The organism is Actinomyces wuliandei, from assembly GCF_004010955.1.
GTDB classification, from domain to species: Bacteria; Actinomycetota; Actinomycetes; order Actinomycetales; family Actinomycetaceae; genus Actinomyces; species Actinomyces wuliandei.
Genome location: NZ_CP025227.1, coordinates 2,341,373 through 2,359,155, shown reverse-complemented (window position 1 = coordinate 2,359,155; position 17,783 = coordinate 2,341,373). Strand labels below are relative to the sequence as shown.

Sequence of the window (17,783 nt, the reverse complement as noted above, 5' to 3'; positions counted from 1 at the left end):
ACATCTCGCCGGACGCCTCTGGTCCGGTGCCCTCAACGCTAGGAGTCCCGCCCCGGTCTGCCTATAAGCCAAAGGAACGGATATCCCGCTGGCCTCCGCCTTTGGGAGGAGCGCTCCCGGGCTCGCGACGGGCTGAAAACGCCGTGGTGCGCCCACAGGGGCGGAGCACCCGTTAGCCTGGGACCGTGACCTCTCTGACCACTCTGACGAGGCAGACCGCCTCGGCTCCGGCGCCTCTGCCGGACACCCTCGCGGCTGGTCGCCCCCTCCTCATGGGTGTGGTCAACGTGACCCCGGACTCCTTCTCTGACGGCGGCTGCTGGGCCACCACGGAGACGGCCCTGGCCCGTGCCCGCGAGCTGCTGGCCCAGGGGGCCGACCTGCTGGACGTCGGCGGGGAGTCCACCCGGCCGGGCGCGGCACCGGTGACGGTGGAGGAGGAGCGGGGCCGGGTCCTGCCGGTGGTGCGTGAGCTCGCCGGGCAGGGGGCTGTCGTCTCGGTGGACACGGTCCACGCCTCGACCGCCGAGGCGGCGCTCCAGGCCGGTGCGCTCATCGTCAACGATGTCTCCGGGGGGCTGGCCGATCCTGCCATGCACCGCCTGGTCGCGCAGACGGGCGTGGTCTACGTGTGCCAGCACTGGCGTGGCGACCCCCAGACCATGGACCGGCTGACCAGCTACCCGGACGGGGTCCTGGCGGGAGTGGCCGCCGAGCTGCGGGAGCGCCTGGACGAGCTGGACGCTGCGGGCGCGCGCCGCAGCCAGGTCGTGGTGGACCCGGGCCTGGGCTTCGCCAAGACCCACGCCCAGTCCTGGCAGCTCCTGGCAGGTACCGCGCGCCTGGTGGCCGGGCTCGGCCAGCCTCTGCTGGTCGGGGCCTCGCGCAAGCGCTTCCTGGCGATGGCGGCGCCAGAGGGTGCCACGCCCCTCCAGCGTGACGCCGTCACCGCCGCAACCACGGCCCTGGCCGCCGTCGCTGGCGCCTGGGCCGTGCGAGTCCATGAGGTCCCGGCCAACCGGGACGCCCTCCGTACCGCCTCCCTGTGGAAGGAATACCAGTGAGTACCACTGTCACAGCCACCACCGACCGGATCCGCCTGGTCGGGCTGTCCGCCCGTGGGCACCACGGCGTCCTGCCTTTCGAACGCGAGGAGGGGCAGCTCTTCACCGTTGACCTCGTCCTGGACCTGGGGGAGCGCGGCACGGCTGTGGCGGCAGTGACCGACAGCCTGGACGACGCCGTCGACTACGCCGCTGTGGCCACGACCGTGGTCACCGTGATCGAGGGGGAGCCGGTCAGCCTGCTGGAGACCCTGGCGGACCGTGTCGCGGAGAAGGTCCTCGCGGTACCCCGGGTGCTCGCCGTCGAGGTGACCGTGCACAAGCCCCAGGCGCCGCTGGACGTGGCCTTCGAGGACGTCTCCGTCACGATCTACCGTGTGGCTGACGGCGCGGTGGCCCAGGGCGTCTCCAGCGGCGTGACCCAGGCGGCGTGGGCGGCCTCCGGCGCCCCGGCGGCTGCCCCGGTGGCTTCAGCGGCGCAGGCTGCCCCCAGTCAGGAGGCTGCCTCAGCACCCACCTGGGTGGGTGCTGACCAGGTCGTGCCTGCGTCCGACGCCACGGACGGTGAGGCGCCGGAGGTGCCGGGTGAGGCTGCGGTCCTCGGGGCGCAGGCAGCGCCTGCTGACCCCTGGGCACCTGACCCCTGGATCCGCGACACCGCTGACGACACCGCTGACGAGACCGTCGGCGACACCGCTGACGAGACGGTCGGCGACACCGCCGACGACACTGTTGCCGGTACTGCGCCGGAGGCTCCGCAGGAGGCGGTGGGGCCATTCCAGGAGAAGGAGGGGGAGGAGGACCTGTCCACCGCCGCCCTGGCGGTCCAGCCCCCGCCCGAGGGGCGGCACGCCTCCTCGGCGAGCCCTGCCTCCCACGGCGAGGCAGCAGCCGGTACGGACCTGCCCGGCCCCTCCGGGCTCGACCTTCCGACCTCCTCCAGTCTGCCCCCCTCCACTCTGTCCCCCTCTGCCGTGTCCCCGGCTGTGCCGTCCTCGCCCCTGTCCCCGCCAGCCGCCTTCACGCAGGCCATGCCGGTGGCGGAGGGCGTCGTGCCCCCGGGTGGTGCCCTCGGCCAGGAGGATGCCGTCCTCCGGGAGGATGCCCCTGCGCAGGAGCTCCTGGAGGCTCAGGACGCCGCCGCACTGGTGCAGGGGCCGGTCCAGGGGGCCGAGGAGCCCGCTGGGCCAGGGTGGGCCACCTGGGACCGCGACCAGGTGCTGCCCGGGCCCCTCGCGGAGGCTGCCGGGAGGCCGGGCCAGGGCGAGTCGGCCGCTGCTGCCCCCACCGCTCAGGAGCTCACCGGACAGGGGGGCGGTATCCCGGTGGCCGACGTCGCGGAGCAGGTGGTCGCGCCCTCACCGGCTCCCGCCCCTGTGGCTGAACCGGCTCCTGCCCCCGTGACTGAGACCGAGGCGGTTTCCACCGGGACAGCTGGCCGAACGGCTGACCCGCTGGAGGAGCCGCCCGGACGCCCGGTGGGGGTGGTCTTCGCGCTGGGTGCCAACGTGGGCCACCTGCTGGACACCCTGCGCCAGGCGGTGCACACCCTGCGCCAGACCGAGGGGATCCAGGTCATGCAGGTGGCCCCGCTGGCACGCAGCGTCGCCGCAGTGCCGGAGGGCAGCCAGCCCCAGCCTGACTTCCTCAACACGGTGGTGACGGCGTTGACCACGCTGTCTGCCAGGCAGCTGCTGGAGGTGTGCCAGGGGCTGGAGCGTGACGCGGGCCGGGTGCGCACCACGCGCTGGGGGCCGCGCACCCTGGACGTGGACCTGGTGGCCCTGGAGGGCGTCTCCTCCGACGACCCCGGGCTGACGCTCCCGCACCCCCACGCCCGTGAGCGGGCCTTTGTCCTGGTGCCCTGGAGCCTGGCCGACCCCTTCGCCGAGCTGGGCGGGCAGCCGGTGTCTGAGCTGGCTGACTACGCCCCGGACCGCTCCGGGCTGCGCTGGCTCGCCTTCGACTGGCTGGACACCGACAACATCCCGGACAGGCCCACCGGCCCCTACGTCGCGCCTCCGGTCGCCCAGGAGGAGCCTGGGCCCGCAGAGGCCGTCTACGGGGCCACGCGGGACGAGGGCCGCGTCGTGGACGAGGGGCTGGCCGCCGAGTACCTGGCCGGGGACGGCGCCCCGGTGCCGTCCGCACCGCCTGTACCACGACAGCCACAGCCCCTGGAGCCGGGCGGGGACGTCGCGGCACCGCAGACCCACGAGCCCGCCGAGGTGCTCCTGGAGGACCACGCCCCAGGTGCCGTCGGCGGCCTGCCCTCGGCGCAGGTGGAGGGGCAGGACCCCTGGGAGGCTCCTCTGCAGTGGAACGAGGTCATCGGAGGCAGCGGGCCTGATCAGGGCGCAGGTCCTCGTCCCGGCATCTGATGCGCCGCGTCCGTCGGACCAGCGCCCTGGCGGTGTTCCTTGCCGCAACGGTGGTGGGCTGGGCGCTCAGCGACCTGGTGCTGCGGCACCGGGGGGCGGTCCCTGTCCTGACCCCCTGGGGGGCGGTGGCGGCCCTGGTCATCTCCGGGGCGGTCCTGGTACGCGGCCTGGCCGTGCGGCGACTGCGCTCGCGGGAGCGGACCTGGATGACACCGACCGGGGCGGTGACGACTGCCGCAGCGGCGCAGGCCTCGGCACTTGTGGGCGCGGTCGTGGGCGGTGTCTACGCCGGGCAGCTCCTCCTGGCGCTGCTGGCCCCCTCGTCCCCGGCGATGAGCCACCTGGCCCGGATCGCCGCTGCCTGCCTCCTGGCCTGCCTCCTGTGGTCCGTGGTAGGTTTCGTGGTCGAGCACTGGTGCGTCATCTCCGACGATGACAACGACGTCCAAGGGAACGGCCCGCCGCCCCCTAGCGGTGCTGCGGCGTAGTACCCCGGGTGCCCGGTACTCGGCCTCTCGTGCACGGCGGGGCCGCCGCTGCACCGGCAGCCGACCACTGGTCTTGATGTCAGGAGAGTGATGAGCAGCGCGGCTGGTGCCTCCCTGGCGCCGTGGGACGCCGTCTTCGAACCGGTCTCCCCACGGCTGGTGACCGCCCGGCTGGTCAACGGTGCTGTGAACGGTGTGCTCCTAGTGGCTGCCACGGTGCTCGCGGTCCTGGTCACCCCCTGGCTGGCCGGCCTGGCCGTTGCTGCCGTGGCGCTGGCTGCCTGGGAGGCCTGGCTGGTCCCGCGCCAGGTCCGTGCCCTGGGGTACGCCCTGGAGGAGGACCACCTCCTGTGGCGGCGGGGTGTGATGTTCCGCAGGGTGTCGGTCATCCCCTACGGGAGGATGCAGCTTGTGGAGGTCTCCCAGGGGCCTCTGGCGAGTCGGCTGGGCATCGCCGAGGTCAGGCTCCACACGGCCTCCGCCTCCACGGACGCCACGATCAACGGGCTGCCGCTGGCTGAGGCCGAGCGCTTGCGCCAGGTCCTGTCCGAGCGGGGCGAGGAGAGGATGGCGGGGCTGTGACGGCCCCGGTACCCGAGTCCCTTGGTGCCCGGGGTGCGGGACGCGACGCTGTCCTAACTGGGAACAAGGCAGGGGCACCTGCTGAGCCCCGCGACGTGGCCTGGCACCGGGTCTCCGTGGTCACTGCCTTCCTGGAGGGCTGGAAGACCGTGACCGGTGTGCTCGCCGTGATCCTCGTGCGCAACATTGAGGAGACTCTGGCGGCCTACCGCTACCTCAGGGAGCACGGGACGGTGCTGCGCGGGCCGTTTCCCTACCTTCTCGCCGTGGTCGCACTCCTGCTGCTGGGCTGGGCGGCGCTCGGCCTGTTGTCGTGGTGGTGCCGGCCTGGACCAGCATCCGCCCGCCCAGGCCCAGGTGCCTCCCCGGGCGCGGGCGCACCAGGTGACGGCCTCCCACCAGGGCGCCCCTGGCAGGGGCCGACGTGGCGGCCCGTCGCGGGACAGCCAGTGGGGCGGGCAGGAGCGCTTCCTCTACGAGGTAGGCAGGCGTGTCCTCATCGGGTCGATCCTGCGCAGTGTAGCGACGGCAGGGTGTGTGCTGGGGCTGGCGGGCTGCCCCTCCACCCTGGTCGATGACGCGCTGAGCGGACGCGACGACGACGGCGTGGGGGACACCTCCGCCCCGGTCGGGGCACCTGAGCGTGGTCTCATCCGGGTCCCCCGGCGTGCACGGCTGTTCTCTCCCCTGGCCTGGTGGCGTGACGCGGTGGCCCTGACCGAGACCTGCGTCCTTGTCCGGGGGGCGCGCTAGACGCGCAGGGTCAGCGTCGTCCCTTACGAGCGCGTCCAGTCGATCAGGGTCACGCAGGGGCCCTGGGCGCGGCGGTGGGGCCTGGCGGGCCTTCGCCTGGAGATGGTCTCCACCAGCGTCACCACCTCTGTCAGCAACCTGGCGCTCAGAGACGCCACTGCCCTGGCACGGGAGATCTCCCTGCGTGCGCTGCGGCGGCGCAGGACGGAGGAGGCGGGGGACTGGATGGAGCGGGCCGCCCGGATGGTGCCGGGAGGGGGGCAGGCGTGAGACGATCGTGGGCATGACGGTGGACATGACGACAGGCACCGGTGACGTGCCGCAGCCCCCCTCCTCCGCTGACTCTCCCGGTGATCTCCCCGATGACCTCCCCCCTGCTCCTGGTGGTCCATCCCCGGCAGGTGCCCCCCGGCGTGCGGCGAGCAGGCCCGGGCGCCTGGGGGTCGGCATCATCTCCGCAGGGCGTGTGGGGGCGGTCCTCGGCTCGGCGCTCATGGCGGTTGACCACCAGGTGGTCGGTGTCCACGCGGTCTCCGAGGCCTCCCGCGACCGGGCGGAGCTGCTGCTGCCCGGTGTCCCCGTCCTGGACGTCGAGCAGGTCGTCGACAGGGCCGAGCTCGTGCTGCTGGCTGTGCCCGACGACGCCCTCAGCCCCCTGGTCGCCGGACTTGCTGACCTTGGCCGCTGGCAGCCGGGACAGATTGTCGTCCACACCTCGGGCCGCTACGGAGTGGGCGTCCTGGAGCCTGCCCGGCGCTGCGGGGCCATCCCGCTGGCCCTCCACCCGGCCATGACCTTCGGGGGGTGGTCCGCCGACACCGCCAGGCTCGCCGGGTGCCCGATGGCCGTGACAGCCCCTGCCGCCGTCCTCCCGATCGCCCAGGCCCTGGCGGTCGAGCTCGGCGGAGAGCCGTTCGTGCTGGAGGAGGAGGCCCGCCCCGCCTACCACGCCGCCCTCGCCCACGGCGCCAACCACCTCGTGGTCCTGGTGGACCAGGCCGTACGTGCTATGGCGGCCGCAGGGGTTGCGGAGGGCGCGGCCACCATGCGGCCGCTGCTGGTCGCAGCCCTGGAGCGGGCACTGAGCGAGGGCCTGTCAGGGCTGAGCGGGCCGGTCACCCGGGGCGACGCCGGAACCGTCGCCGAGCACGTGGAGGCCCTGGGTGCCCTGCGGGACGGGCAGGGGCACCGCCTTGACGACGTCGTCTCCTCCTACCGTCACCTCGCTGGGGCCGCGGTGCGGCGCTGCCAGGAGGAGCACCGGCTCACCGCCGCCCAGGCGCAGCGGCTGCGGGAGGTCCTGTCACCTGATTCGTGACCAGGCGGGTGCGCGACAGCCGGGTGCCGCAGGCGCAGGAGTGGCACTATTGGGTGTCGTCGTACACCGCCTGGGCCGGGTCGTGCCCGGGCCTTCCTGAAGACCAAGGAGCACGCTATGCCGCTGACCGCCAATGACGTCCTCAACAAGAAGTTCCAGCCGACCCGGCTTCGTGCGGGCTACGAGCAGGACGAGGTCGACGCCTACCTCGACGAGGTTGTCGAGGCCATGCGCCTCCTGGAGGCCCAGGTCGGTGCGGCCGGCGCTGCGGCAGGCCCCGGCGACGAGCAGATCGCGGCGGCAGTCGCCCCGCGCGACCACCGTATTGAGGAGCTGGAGCGGGAGAACGCCTACCTGCGCGGCGAGCTGGAGGCGGCTCGTGCCCGCGCGGGGGACGCCCGTGCCCAGTGAGCCGGTACCCTCCGGGAGCCTCTCCACGAACCTCCCCACCGGCCCGCTGCTGGTGAGGACCCGCCGCGAGCTGGCGCAGGCCCTGGCAGACCGGCCCGGTCCGCGCGCCGTCGTCATGACGATGGGGGCCCTGCACCAGGGGCACCTGGACCTGGTGCGGCAGGCGGTGCGGCGGGTCGGCACGCACGGGACCGTGGTGGTGACGATCTTCGTCAACCCGCTTCAGTTCGCCGCCGGAGAGGACCTGGAGACCTACCCCCGTGACCTCGGTGGCGACCTGGCCAGGCTGGAGGAGGCCCTGGGTGGGGCGGGGGGCCCCGAGGCGGCAGGCGGCGGGACGGGCGGGAGGAGCAGCACCGGTGCCGACCGCCTGGTGGTCTTTGCCCCGACCCCGCAGGAGGTCTACCCCGGTGGCCAGCCGCAGGTGCGCATTGATCCAGGGCCGGTGGGAGGCGTCCTGGAGGGCCGTACCCGGCCCACGCACTTTGCCGGCGTCTGCCAGGTGGTCCTCACCCTGCTTCACCTGACGACACCCCGCTGGGCGCTGTTCGGCCGCAAGGACGCCCAGCAGCTCGCGGTCGTGCGCGCCATGGTGCGTGACCTGGCCGTGCCCGTGGAGGTCGTCGCGGTGCGCACCCGCCGGGAGGCTGACGGGCTGGCCATGAGCTCACGCAACGCCTACCTCTCGCCCGGAGAGCGCCAGCAGGCACTGTCTTTGTCCCAGGCGCTGGCCGCAGGCCGTGAGGCGGCAGCCGAGGGGGCGCGGCCGCAGGAGGTGCGGGAGGCGGCGCTCAGGGTCCTGGAGCGCGCTCCCGGGGCCAGGGTGGACTACGTGGCGCTGGTGGACCCGGAGACCTTCGTGGACCTGGCCGGGGCTGGGCTCGGCCTGGAGCCGCAGGCGCCCGGGGGCCAGCCGGGCCAGATGACCGAGGCGGGCCAGCCGGGCGGGTCTCAGGGCCTGCTGGCCGTGGCGGCTTGGGTAGGGGCGACGCGGCTCATTGACAACGCCCTCCTCGACCTGGCGGCGCGGGACTAGGCTGGGTGCGATGGCGACCCGCACCCGCACGATGATGACCTCCAAGATCCACCGGGCCACAGTGACCCGGGCTGACCTGGACTACGTCGGCTCCATCACCGTGGACACCGATCCCTGCTTGAGGCGGCGGACTTGCTTCCCGGTGACCGCGTGGACGTCCTGGACTGCACCAACGGCAGTCGGCTGACCACCTACGCCGTCCCCGGCCCACGCGGCTCGGGGGACCGCCGCCCAGGCCAGTGCCTACTTCGACTCCGCAGCCCCGGCCCACGCGGCTCGGGGGAGGTCGGTGTCAATGGTGCGGCCGCCCACCTGGTGTCTCCCAGGGACGTCGTCATCCTCATCGCCTACTCCCAGCTCAGCGACGCCGAGGCCCGCAGCTACGTGCCGCACGTGGTCTTCGTCGATGAGCGCAACCGGGCCGTCCACCGAGGAGGGGACCCGGGGGCGGTGCCTCAGGAGGCCCAGGCGGCCCGCGTCCAGGGCCTGCGCACCTCGGGGCTGACCTTTGAGGAGGCGCGGGGCTGAGGCCTGCGGCACCCTGGTCGGCGTGTCGCGGGAGCATAGGGCCTGCGGCGGTTGCCCGCCCGTGCCTGGCTCAGGCCGGACTCACCCGCCAGGCCCCGGTAGACGGACCGGTGTGTCCGCGCGCCTGACCCCAGGCGCCGCCCCGGCGGTTCACGCGTGTGATCGTCTCCCATGTGCATCAAGGTCAGCGATGCACATGGGAGCCTTGACCGTCATTCCAGAGCCGCCCAAGCTTCCGCGCGATTGCAGGGCTATAAGGGTCTACGATAAAAGATGAGCGTGCGACTCCGCGCATCGCGCCCACGACAGTGCTCACAATGGCACGCTCGCCCTCCATGACGTCCTGGTGGGGCAGCCGAATCGTCACGTACCCGAGCCGGGCGGCCGCGTGCTCGCGGTGCCGGTCCTTGCGGATCTGCTCCCGTGAGCTGTGGAACTCGTAGCCGTCTATCTCGAGGATGAGCCACCCCTCGACAAGGAAGTCCACCTCGCCCACGTCCTCGATCCACACACCGCACTCCACCCGCAGCCCGGCGCGGCGCAGCGCCAGGCGGACTACTGTCTCCAGCACGGACCTGGTGCCCGGCTCGGTCTGGGCAAGGCGGTTGCGCGCGGTGGCGGCGTACCGGGAGGTCAGGAGGTCGGACACCTCCTCGTGGGTGACATCCCTGCGGTGGAGCGCAGCGTCCGCGACCGCGACGGCAGGTGCCTCATCCATGCAGACCAGGCAGCAGGCCACGACCTCGGCGGGCACCACCACCGGCAGGCCGTCCACCGTCAGCGGGGTGAGCTCGAGGACGCGGTGGAGCCGGACACCGTCGAGCGGGCGCTTGGCGGAGGCACGGACACCATGGTTACGGCTGACGGCGACGTGGACCTCCTTTGGTGGGTGCAGCACGGGGTAGCCGAGGATCTCCGCCGCGCTGGCGCAGGTCAGCTGGCCTCGGAAGGAGCGTGCGACCACGGTGCGGTGGTCCGTGCCCGGCACCACCAGGAGGCAGTGCCCCTCCCGGTAGAGCAGGCCTGCCGCCAGGGCGACCTTGACAGCCTCCTGCTCAGCAGCGGTGCGGGCGACCTCGTCGGAGTGCGCGGCCCCATGCAGGGAGGCGACGTGCTCCAGGAGAAGTGAGACGGCGGCATCAGCGTGGTTCATGTGCTGACGCTGCCTCGCGGCGGCCGGTTCCGCTCGGCTGGTGCTGCGGCTGCCCACCGATGGCTGAGCCTGGCTGGAGAGAGCGCCCCCTGTGGTGACCGGGTCGTGCTGATATCGCGGGTAGGCTGAGCTCGTGGGTAAAAAGAAGACAAGAGAGCGACAAATGATGTGATAAACGTGATACCGGCAGGCGCGGATGGTCCCAGGGAGGATATGCAGGTTTACGTCCGCCGTGAGCTCACACGGGACGACGTGGTCGCGGCGGCCCTGGCTGGCTACGTCGTGGAGGGCGTTGACGGTGACGGGGCGTTCATCACCGTGCGGCGCGAGGGGACAACGGAGGTCCTCGCCGTCCTGGAGGAGAGCTCCCTGGACATGGCTTCCGCTTCTACGACTATCTGGTCGAGGTCTCCGGCAAGGACGCCATGCACTTTGTGTGCGAGGTGAGTTCTGGGCGCCAGCCGCGTGATCGCCGGTCAGCGCGCGACCGCAGGCTCGAGCTGGCCGTCCGCCTGGCCCGGGCCGGTGACGGCGTGGTCGCGGACGCCCTGACCCGTCGGCTGTGGCCAGAGCCTGGGCCGCACGTGCCGGACTACGACCTTGACGCGGAGGACGAGGAGCCTGGACCCAGGGTGCGGGTGGTCTGCATGACCTGGTACGTGCGCCACCGGGTGTGCAGCCAGCCGGTGCACGCCTGGGTGCGGGTGCTCAGCGCGGTCGCCTCACAGTGGCTTCCCACCAGGTACACGGGCGTCGCCCGGGTGTGGCCCTTTGACGTGGGGCGCCTGGAGGAGGTTGAGAAGCGCTGGCGCGGCGACGAGAACGGGGTCAACATGGACTCGCCCTCCCCCGATTGACCTCGCCTTGTTTCACCATCTGGATCCGCGTGAGCCCCATGGCATGCACAGGGTTGAGTGCGTGGTGCCCGCCGAGGCCTTCTTCCCTGCTGACACTCCCGCTGGCTCCTCAGCAGACGTGCCGCTGCTGCACGAGCTGTTCACCACCGTTGCTGACAAGCTCCAGGCCGAGCTGGCTCTTGCCGGAGTCCTGGACGGCTGGGAGCGCAGTTACAGGGGTGACGTCATGCCGGTGGACTGGTCGCCCGAAGAGGAGTCGGAGTGGGCGCAGAGTCTGGAGGACGGTGCCGTGCTGGTGGCCGGGCTGCCCGAGAGGCCGGTGTGGTGGACCTGGCCCGGCCCGGCCTACGAGCGCCTCATGTGCTCGGCGCTTCCCGGGCTTCGCGGGGCATGGGACCAGTACCGCTCGCGTCATGGCCTGACCCTGGTGCCTGCTGGCCTCGACCTGGTGCCGACAAGGGCTGACGCACTACCCGCGACCTGGTTCCCGCAGGAGCTCCGCTTCTGGATGCGGCGCCGACGGTTCCGCAAGCCTAGGCGCAGGCCTGCCGACTGGTTGCCGCAGTGGGACTGACCAGGTGGTATGCGTGGGCACCGTGTTCCTGGGCGGCTGCCTGCAGGCAGCCGGTGGGCCGGGTGGGTCTGGTGGGCGGCTGGATCTGGTGGTTCCCGTGGGCAGCCGGTAGACAGCCAGCGGACCCAGTACACTCTGCCGGGTGACTGACACCCCTGGCTCCCTGAGCCCTGCGACCACTGAGAACAGCGCCCGTAGTGCCCAGTACCCTGACACCAGGAGCGGGGGGAGCCGGGGTGGAGAGCCCGCGCGGGGCGTCCCCACGGAGCCCGCTGCCAGCCACGCCGGGCACGCTCCTGCCCAGCCGTCCTCGCATCCCGGACCCGGCGAGCAGTTCGAGGTCCGCGCAGGCAAGCGTGAGCGGCTGCGTCAGGACGGCTGGGACCCCTACCCGGTCACCGTGCCGGTGACCACCACGATTGCCGCTGTCAGGCAGCAGCTTGGCCACCTGGAGGCGGGTGTGGAGACGGACACCGTGGTCGGTGTGGCCGGGCGGGTGGTCCTCCTGCGCAACACCGGCAGGCTCTGCTTCGCCACCCTCCAGGACGGGGCGGGAGCCACTCTCCAGGTCATGCTCTCAGCCAGGTCCCTGCCTGCCAGCGGCCACTCCAGCCTGGCTGCCTTCAAGACGGACGTTGACCTGGGGGACCACCTCTTTGTCCACGGTCATGTCGGTACCTCCCGCCGGGGCGAGTTGTCCGTCTTCGCGGAGCCGACTCTGGCTGAGGGCGTCGACCTGGCCACGGCGACTGACGGTGATGTGGCGGTCCCAGCCTGGCGCATCGCCTCCAAGGCCCTGCGCCCGCTGCCCAAGACCTGGACCAATGAGGCGGGGGAGGCCGTCACCTTGTCGGAGGAGCAGCGGGTGCGGCGTCGTGAGCTGGACCTGCTGACACGCCCGGCGGCGCGCGACATGGTGCGTACCCGGGCGGCGGTGGTCCGCTCCATCCGCGACAGCCTCCACCGCCGCGACTACCTGGAGCTGGAGACCCCCATGCTCCAGGTCATCCACGGTGGGGCGGCCGCCCGGCCGTTCACCACCCACATGAACGCCTTCGACACCGACCTCTACCTGCGCATCGCCACGGAGATCTACCTCAAGCGCGCCGTGGTAGGGGGCGTGGACCGCGTCTTCGAGATCAACCGGAACTTCCGCAACGAGGGCGTGGACTCCTCCCACTCCCCGGAGTTCACCGCCCTGGAGGCCTATGAGGCCTACTCGGACTACCACGGCATGGCCGAGCTGACCCGCGACCTCATCCAGGCCGCGGCCCGCGACGCCTTCGGGCTGGATGAGGGCCAGGAGGTCGTCACCCTGGCCGACGGCACCGAGTACGACCTGTCCGGGCAGTGGGCCATGATCGACCTCTACACCTCGGTGTCCCAGGCCCTGGGGGAGGAGGTCACCGTGGAGACCCCGCGCGAGCGGCTGGTGGGCCTTGCCGAGGCCCACGGCATTGAGGTCAGCGACTACGCGGTGGCGGGCAGGATCGTGGAGGACCTCTTTGAGGAGCTCGTGGGCTCCACCCTGTGGGAGCCTACCTTCGTCCTCGACTTCCCGGAGGACACCTCGCCACTGACCCGCTACCACCGTAGCCGTCCGGGGCTGACCGAGAAGTGGGACCTCTACGTCCGTGGTACGGAGACGGCCACCGCCTACTCCGAGCTGGCCGACCCTGTGGTCCAGCGTGAGCGCTTCGAGGCCCAGGCCCTGGCCGCCGCCAAGGGCGACCCGGAGGCCATGGTCCTGGACGAGGACTTCCTGGTGGCCATGGAGCAGGGGTTCCCGCCCTGCGGCGGCATGGGTATGGGGATCGACCGGGTGCTCATGGCCCTGACCGGCCAGGGGATCCGTGAGACCATCACCTTCCCCATCGTCAGGCGGTCCTCGTCGGTAGGACTCGACGGGTAGGGCCAGGCGCTAGGAGGCACAGCCCGCTGGACAACGGCCGCTCAGCCGCTCGATCGCTCGATGCTGCACATCTTCACCGGGTCCGGGCAGGTGTGACCAGTGGAGAACGGCAGAATGGTGGGCCTGGGCGCGTACCGAAGAGGGGCTGGTGAGGTCCAAGATGTGCAATGCAGTGCGTGCTGCACATCTTCAGGACGCTGCCAGCCACGCGACCGACGTGACTGTGCGCAGCAGCGGGCTTGGCGGCGTGGCTGACACCCTGAAGATGTGCAGCGGGGCTGCCGACAGGGCCGTCAGGCTTCTGTGTCGCACTGAACCAGTGCTACACTGAACTCGTGGCTACGCTGACTCTCTCCGTCGATGCTGACGTCCTTCGCCGCGCCCGGATCCGCGCGCTTGAGCGCAATGAGTCCGTCAACAAGTACCTCAGCGACATGCTGGAGCGCTACGCAGGTCCTGACCAGCAGGACGTCGTGGAGTCGCTGCTTGCCCTGGCGGATGCCAGGCCAGCACGCAGCGGTGAGCACGGGCGCGGGTGGAGTCGCGAGGACCTTTACGATGTCTAGGGTCTTCCTGGACACCAATATCCTTGCCTACACCTTTGACAGCGCCTCCCCGTCCAAGCAGGCAGCGGCCCGAGCCGCTCTGGCCAGCCACCGCGACTTCACCGTGAGCACCCAGGTGATGCTTGAGCTGTTTGTCGTCCTCACCCGCAAGCTGAGGCCCGTGTGGCCGCCTGAGGAGGCCGGGCGTGTCGTCCGTCGGGTCGCTGACCTGGGGGTCGTCCCCGCCGACCGCGCACTCGTTGAGCGGGCGGTGGTGACTGCTCGCAGGCACCAGCTCTCTGTCTGGGACGCCATGGTGCTTGAGGCGGCTGTCGAGTCCGGCTGCGGTGAGCTGTGGACCGAGGACTTGGCGCACGGCAGCGTCCTGCGCGGGGTTAGAACTGTCAACCCGCTCCTGGCCGCCTAGGCCGTCTCAGCGGCACGCACTCAGGGCTGGCTCAGTGGGCGATGACCACCCCGAGGTTGCGCGGGCCGTGCACGCCCTGGACGCGTACGAGCTCGATGTCGGCCGTGGCGCTGGGGCCGGCGATCCAGGTCATCGGGCGCGTGGGGTAGTGGCTGAGGACATCGACAGCCTGTGGCACCGTGGGCACGATCGTCTCGCGCTCCAGCACGCACACATGGCGGTCGGGCACCAGGGAGATGGCGCGCCTGCCCTGGTCGGGCTCGCCGTCGAGCACGATAGTCCCCGAGATGGAGATGCCCAGGCGCGAGCAGGTCACCACCGCGTCGATCGCGTCCAGACCGAGAGTGGCAATGGGACGTTCGCGCGAGTCCTCGTGCAGGGTACGGCCCCGGCGCGCGGCGGCCTCCTTGTAGGCCTGCGGCAGGCCCGTGGGCACGACGACGTCCCTGGCCTCGCCCAGGAGCTCGTCAATAGCCTGGGCGATACCGGAGTCCGTGTCCTCGGTACGCACCAGGGCGTCGTAGTCCTCGAGCTTGCTCACCATGTCGGCCACGACTGGCGGCGACCCGGGCTCGTGCTCACCCACGCGGATGTAGTCGCGCGGGACCGGGCGCGCGGGGCCTCGCTGGGAGCGTGAGACGGCATCGCGGGCGCGGGCAAGAACGGCGGTGCGTGCGTCCATCACTGGTCCTCCCGGGAAGCTGGCTGGGGTGCGGTGGCCGACCCTCCTGCGGCCGACCCGGTCACGGAGGCGGCAGCCTCACCGGGTCTCCTCCCCGATGTCGGGTGGGTGCGTGCCCACCACTGGCGGAAGCTCTCCGGTGGCGCCTCGGGGATGTCGCGCGCGCCGGTCCACTGCGAGGCCGGGAAAGGCAGGGCACCGATCCGGCCGTCCCTGCTGACCAGCCGTGAGGCCTTGACCGCCTGCTGGGCCAGCGACCACAGGCGGCCGTCACTCATCGCCGGCGCGGTGGCCTTCATGGCCACGTCCCACATGTCCGGCACGACCTTGCGCTTGGCCTCCACGGTGCGGGCACGCAGGTGGATGAGGATCGTGGGGATGTCGATCTTGACCGGGCAGGCCTCCCCGCAGGCCCCGCACAGGGAGGAGGCGAAGGGCAGGGTGTGGACCGGGTCGTCGTCGGCCAGCCCCTGGGTCAGCTGCGGGGTGAGGATCGCGCCGATGGGGCCGGGGTAGACCGACCCGTAGGCATGGCCGCCGGTGTGCTGGTAGACCGGGCAGATGTTCATGCACGCGCCACAGCGGATGCAGTGGAGGGCCTCGCGCCCCACCGGGTCGGACAGGACCTTGGTGCGCCCGTTGTCCATGAGGACGAGGTGGAACTCCTGGGGGCCGTCGCCCGGGGTGACTCCCGTCCACATCGAGGTGTAGGGGTTCATGCGCTCTCCTGTGGCCGAGCGCGGCAGGATCTGGGAGAAGATCTCCACGTCCTGGAAGCGGGGGACGATCTTCTCGATGCCCATGAGGGTGATGAGGGTGTCCGGCAGGGTCAGGCACATGCGCCCGTTGCCCTCGGACTCGAAGATCGAGACGGTCCCGGTCTCGGCGATGCCCATGTTGGTGCCTGAGACGGCCACGGAGGCGTGGAGGAACTTCCTGCGCAGGTGGGCGCGCGCTGCCCCGGCCAGCTCGACCGGGTTGTCGGACAGGTCGGCGGGGGCGTCCTCCATGCGGTCCAGGAAGATCCCGCGCACCTCGGAGCGGTTGCGGTGGATCGCGGGCACCACGATGTGTGAGGGCATGTCGTCGGCGAGCTGGACGATCATCTCGGCCAGGTCGGTCTCGTGGGCGGTGACGCCCTGGGCCTTGAGGTGCTCGTTGAGGTTGGTCTCCTGGGTGGCCATCGACTTGACCTTGACGACGTCGTCCACCCCCTTGGCCTTGATGATGCTGGTGACGATCCGGTTAGCCTCGGCGGCGTCGCGAGCCCAGTGGACCACGCCGCCGCGCGCGGTGACGTTGGCCTCGAACTGCTCCAGGTAGTCGGGCAGGTGGCTCATGACCTCGTTCTTGACCGCGCTGGCCGCCTCGCGCAGCTGCTCCCAGTCGGGCATCTCCGCCGCCCGCATGTCCCGCTTGCCTCGGATGGTGCGGGTGGCCCGGCCCAGGTTGGAGCGCAGCTGGGTGTTCTGGAGGGTCTTGTGCGCGGCCTGAGGGAAGGTCTCTCCCCAGCGTAGGGTGTCGGCAGGAACAGTGACCGTGGTGCGCCAGCCGCCGGTACGGGGCTCCTGGGTGGTGGGCCTGGGACGGGCAGGCATGCCAAGAAAGACGCGGCTCATCGTGACGTGACCTCCTGGGTGTCTGCGGCGAAGGAGACGTTGCCGTGGAAGGGCTGGTCCTTGGTCGAGGCGAGGATCTCCGCCAGGTGCATGACCCGCACCCCGGAGTTGATGCGGGACAGTCCCCCGCCCACGTGCATGAGGCAGGAGTAGTCGCCCATGCACAGCACCTCCGCTTGGGTGGACATGACGTTGGAGACCTTGTCCGCCAGCATCGCGGTGGAGGTCTCGTGGTTCTTCATGGAGAAGGTGCCGCCGAACCCGCAGCAGACCTCCGCCTCGGGCAGGGGGAGCAGGGTGAGTGCCTCGACGGCGCGCAGCAGTCGGTAGGGTCGGTCGCCGACCTTGGTGATGCGCAGCGAGTGGCAGGTGGGGTGGTAGGTGACCCGGTGGGGGAAGTAGGCGCCGACGTCGGTGACTCCCAGGACGTCGACGAGCAGCTCGGCCAGGTCGTAGGTCCTGGCGGCGACCTCGGTGGCGCGTCGGGCCAGGGACGGGTCGCCCACGTGCTCGGCGACCAGGGCCTGCTCGTGGCGGGTGGCGCCTGTGCAGGAGCCCGAGGGGACGACGACGGCGTCCCACTCCCCGTCCAGGACCGGCTCAAAGGTCCGCACGTGGTTGGCGACCAGGGCGGAGGCCTGCTTGAAGTAGCCGGTGTTGGCGTGCATCTGGCCGCAGCACACCTGCCCTTCGGGGAAGACCACCTCGTGCCCGAGGCGCTCGAGGATGGCGACGGTGGCCTGCGGGGCCTGGGGGAACATCGAGTCCCCGATACAGGTGGCGAAGAGAGCGATGCGCACGGAATAACCTCCACGACGTCGTTGGCGGGAAGATGGCTGGCGGGAGGGTGACGAGAACGTCCCTACCGTATTCGCTGAAAGGGAGTGGCGCGCGGTGTGGTGGCTGGAGGCTGGCGGTCCGGGGAGCAAAGGGCGTCGGACTGGTGTCATGGCGCCGGGAAGTTCCTGTTGCCCGCGCTGCGGGGAGGATGCTGGCGGGGTAGGGCACGGGCCGTGATCCGTGCGTGATTAAGAAAGCGAGGACTGCGCTTTTTCTGACGTGACATGTCCTCGTGGCGCGCACCCCCTCCCGGTTGCTGCACATCTTGGGTCTGGTGCCGAGGCGGGCATGGGGGTGCCGCACGAGGAGATCGACAGCAAAGGGACGTTATTCCAACGATCCTCAGGAATCTGAGGTGAGCTCGCAGCGGGTGCTGAGAACCCAAGATGTGCAGAACCGAGACTGTTGCACATCTTGGGTCTGGTGCCGAGGCAGAGCAGTTCATGGTTTCCCGGTATGACGGGTCGGGCTGACCATGGCGGTACCAGCCAGCGGCTTGAAGATGTGCAACTACCCAGGTACCCCGATCTACTGAGGTAGATGGATGACGTGGCGCGGCTCCGGCTCGGCCGGGGCGGCCCCAGGGAGATGACACGCCCCGGAGCCGCCCTGA

At 71.2% G+C, this 17,783-nt stretch carries 18 protein-coding genes and 2 pseudogenes; 16 read left to right on the top strand and 4 right to left on the bottom strand.

Translation table 11 applies throughout. From position 1 onward, the window contains the following. Positions 1-203: 203 nt before the first annotated feature. From folP to CWS50_RS09770, 10 genes and pseudogenes are all read left to right on the top strand, one after another. Positions 204-1,064: a dihydropteroate synthase gene (folP, locus tag CWS50_RS09815; protein ID WP_371855140.1), complete on the top strand. Its 861-nt coding sequence runs from the start codon at positions 204-206 to the stop codon at positions 1,062-1,064. Continuing rightward, positions 1,061-3,445, top strand: coding sequence for a 2-amino-4-hydroxy-6-hydroxymethyldihydropteridine diphosphokinase (gene folK, locus CWS50_RS13600; RefSeq protein WP_243118279.1), 2,385 nt, complete (start codon positions 1,061-1,063; stop codon positions 3,443-3,445). Before folP ends, folK begins: the two co-directional genes overlap by 4 nt. After that, entirely contained in the window at positions 3,445-3,933 is a 489-nt protein-coding gene (locus tag CWS50_RS09800) for a DUF3180 family protein (protein ID WP_127842644.1), read from the top strand. The genes folK and CWS50_RS09800 overlap by 1 nt, the downstream gene beginning before the upstream one ends. Before the next feature lie 90 nt (positions 3,934-4,023). Next, the gene (locus tag CWS50_RS09795; RefSeq protein ID WP_127842643.1) at positions 4,024-4,515 is read left to right on the top strand and encodes a PH domain-containing protein; all 492 of its coding nucleotides are present in this window, start codon (positions 4,024-4,026) and stop codon (positions 4,513-4,515) included. A 384-nt stretch (positions 4,516-4,899) separates the two neighbouring features. Next, entirely contained in the window at positions 4,900-5,268 is a 369-nt protein-coding gene (locus CWS50_RS13595; protein WP_243118278.1) for a hypothetical protein, read from the top strand. Between the two features lie 15 nt (positions 5,269-5,283). After that, positions 5,284-5,538 (top strand): annotated as a pseudogene (locus tag CWS50_RS13590) (PH domain-containing protein); the annotation flags it as partial. 13 nt (positions 5,539-5,551) lie between these two features. Further along, positions 5,552-6,586, top strand: a complete 1,035-nt coding sequence (locus CWS50_RS09785) for a Rossmann-like and DUF2520 domain-containing protein (RefSeq protein ID WP_243118277.1) — start codon at positions 5,552-5,554, stop codon at positions 6,584-6,586. A gap of 117 nt (positions 6,587-6,703) precedes the next feature. Then, the gene (locus tag CWS50_RS09780; RefSeq protein WP_127842642.1) at positions 6,704-6,997 is read left to right on the top strand and encodes a DivIVA domain-containing protein; all 294 of its coding nucleotides are present in this window, start codon (positions 6,704-6,706) and stop codon (positions 6,995-6,997) included. After that, positions 6,987-8,033, top strand: coding sequence for a 4-phosphopantoate--beta-alanine ligase (locus CWS50_RS09775; protein WP_127842641.1), 1,047 nt, complete (start codon positions 6,987-6,989; stop codon positions 8,031-8,033). Before CWS50_RS09780 ends, CWS50_RS09775 begins: the two co-directional genes overlap by 11 nt. Positions 8,034-8,043: 10 nt before the next feature. Continuing rightward, positions 8,044-8,561 (top strand): annotated as a pseudogene (locus CWS50_RS09770) (aspartate 1-decarboxylase). Between the two features lie 184 nt (positions 8,562-8,745). On the opposite strand, the gene CWS50_RS13235 reads toward CWS50_RS09770, so the two are convergent. After that, on the bottom strand, positions 8,746-9,714 hold the full coding sequence (locus tag CWS50_RS13235; protein ID WP_180342438.1) for an endonuclease domain-containing protein: 969 nt from the start codon (positions 9,712-9,714) through the stop codon (positions 8,746-8,748). Positions 9,715-9,927: 213 nt separating this feature from the next. Here CWS50_RS13235 and CWS50_RS09760 point away from each other — a divergent pair, with 213 nt between their 5' ends. From CWS50_RS09760 to CWS50_RS09740, 6 genes are all read left to right on the top strand, one after another. Next, positions 9,928-10,161 (top strand): hypothetical protein, encoded by a 234-nt coding sequence (locus CWS50_RS09760; protein WP_127842640.1) that lies wholly within the window; start codon positions 9,928-9,930, stop codon positions 10,159-10,161. Beyond that, entirely contained in the window at positions 10,158-10,571 is a 414-nt protein-coding gene (locus CWS50_RS09755) for a hypothetical protein (protein WP_127842639.1), read from the top strand. The genes CWS50_RS09760 and CWS50_RS09755 overlap by 4 nt, the downstream gene beginning before the upstream one ends. 43 nt (positions 10,572-10,614) lie before the next feature. Next, positions 10,615-11,145, top strand: coding sequence for a hypothetical protein (locus CWS50_RS09750; RefSeq protein WP_127842638.1), 531 nt, complete (start codon positions 10,615-10,617; stop codon positions 11,143-11,145). A gap of 142 nt (positions 11,146-11,287) precedes the next feature. Then, on the top strand, positions 11,288-13,057 hold the full coding sequence (locus tag CWS50_RS09745) for a lysine--tRNA ligase (RefSeq protein WP_243118276.1): 1,770 nt from the start codon (positions 11,288-11,290) through the stop codon (positions 13,055-13,057). A 335-nt stretch (positions 13,058-13,392) separates the two neighbouring features. Next, on the top strand, positions 13,393-13,623 hold the full coding sequence (locus CWS50_RS13005; protein ID WP_164860121.1) for a hypothetical protein: 231 nt from the start codon (positions 13,393-13,395) through the stop codon (positions 13,621-13,623). After that, on the top strand, positions 13,616-14,029 hold the full coding sequence (locus tag CWS50_RS09740) for a PIN domain-containing protein (protein ID WP_164860120.1): 414 nt from the start codon (positions 13,616-13,618) through the stop codon (positions 14,027-14,029). Before CWS50_RS13005 ends, CWS50_RS09740 begins: the two co-directional genes overlap by 8 nt. A 31-nt stretch (positions 14,030-14,060) precedes the next feature. On the opposite strand, the gene CWS50_RS09735 is transcribed toward CWS50_RS09740, so the two are convergent. From CWS50_RS09735 to CWS50_RS09725, 3 genes are read right to left on the bottom strand one after another with little or no spacing between them, the layout of a single operon-like run. Further along, positions 14,061-14,711, bottom strand: a complete 651-nt coding sequence (locus CWS50_RS09735; protein ID WP_127842636.1) for a LutC/YkgG family protein — start codon at positions 14,709-14,711, stop codon at positions 14,061-14,063. Beyond that, a complete protein-coding gene (locus CWS50_RS09730; RefSeq protein WP_127842635.1) occupies positions 14,711-16,330 on the bottom strand; it encodes a LutB/LldF family L-lactate oxidation iron-sulfur protein in 1,620 nt (539 codons plus the stop codon). The genes CWS50_RS09735 and CWS50_RS09730 overlap by 1 nt, the downstream gene beginning before the upstream one ends. Then, complete coding sequence (locus CWS50_RS09725; protein ID WP_127842634.1) at positions 16,327-17,130, bottom strand: (Fe-S)-binding protein; 804 nt, start codon at positions 17,128-17,130, stop codon at positions 16,327-16,329. Before CWS50_RS09725 ends, CWS50_RS09730 begins: the two co-directional genes overlap by 4 nt. Positions 17,131-17,783 lie beyond the last annotated feature (653 nt).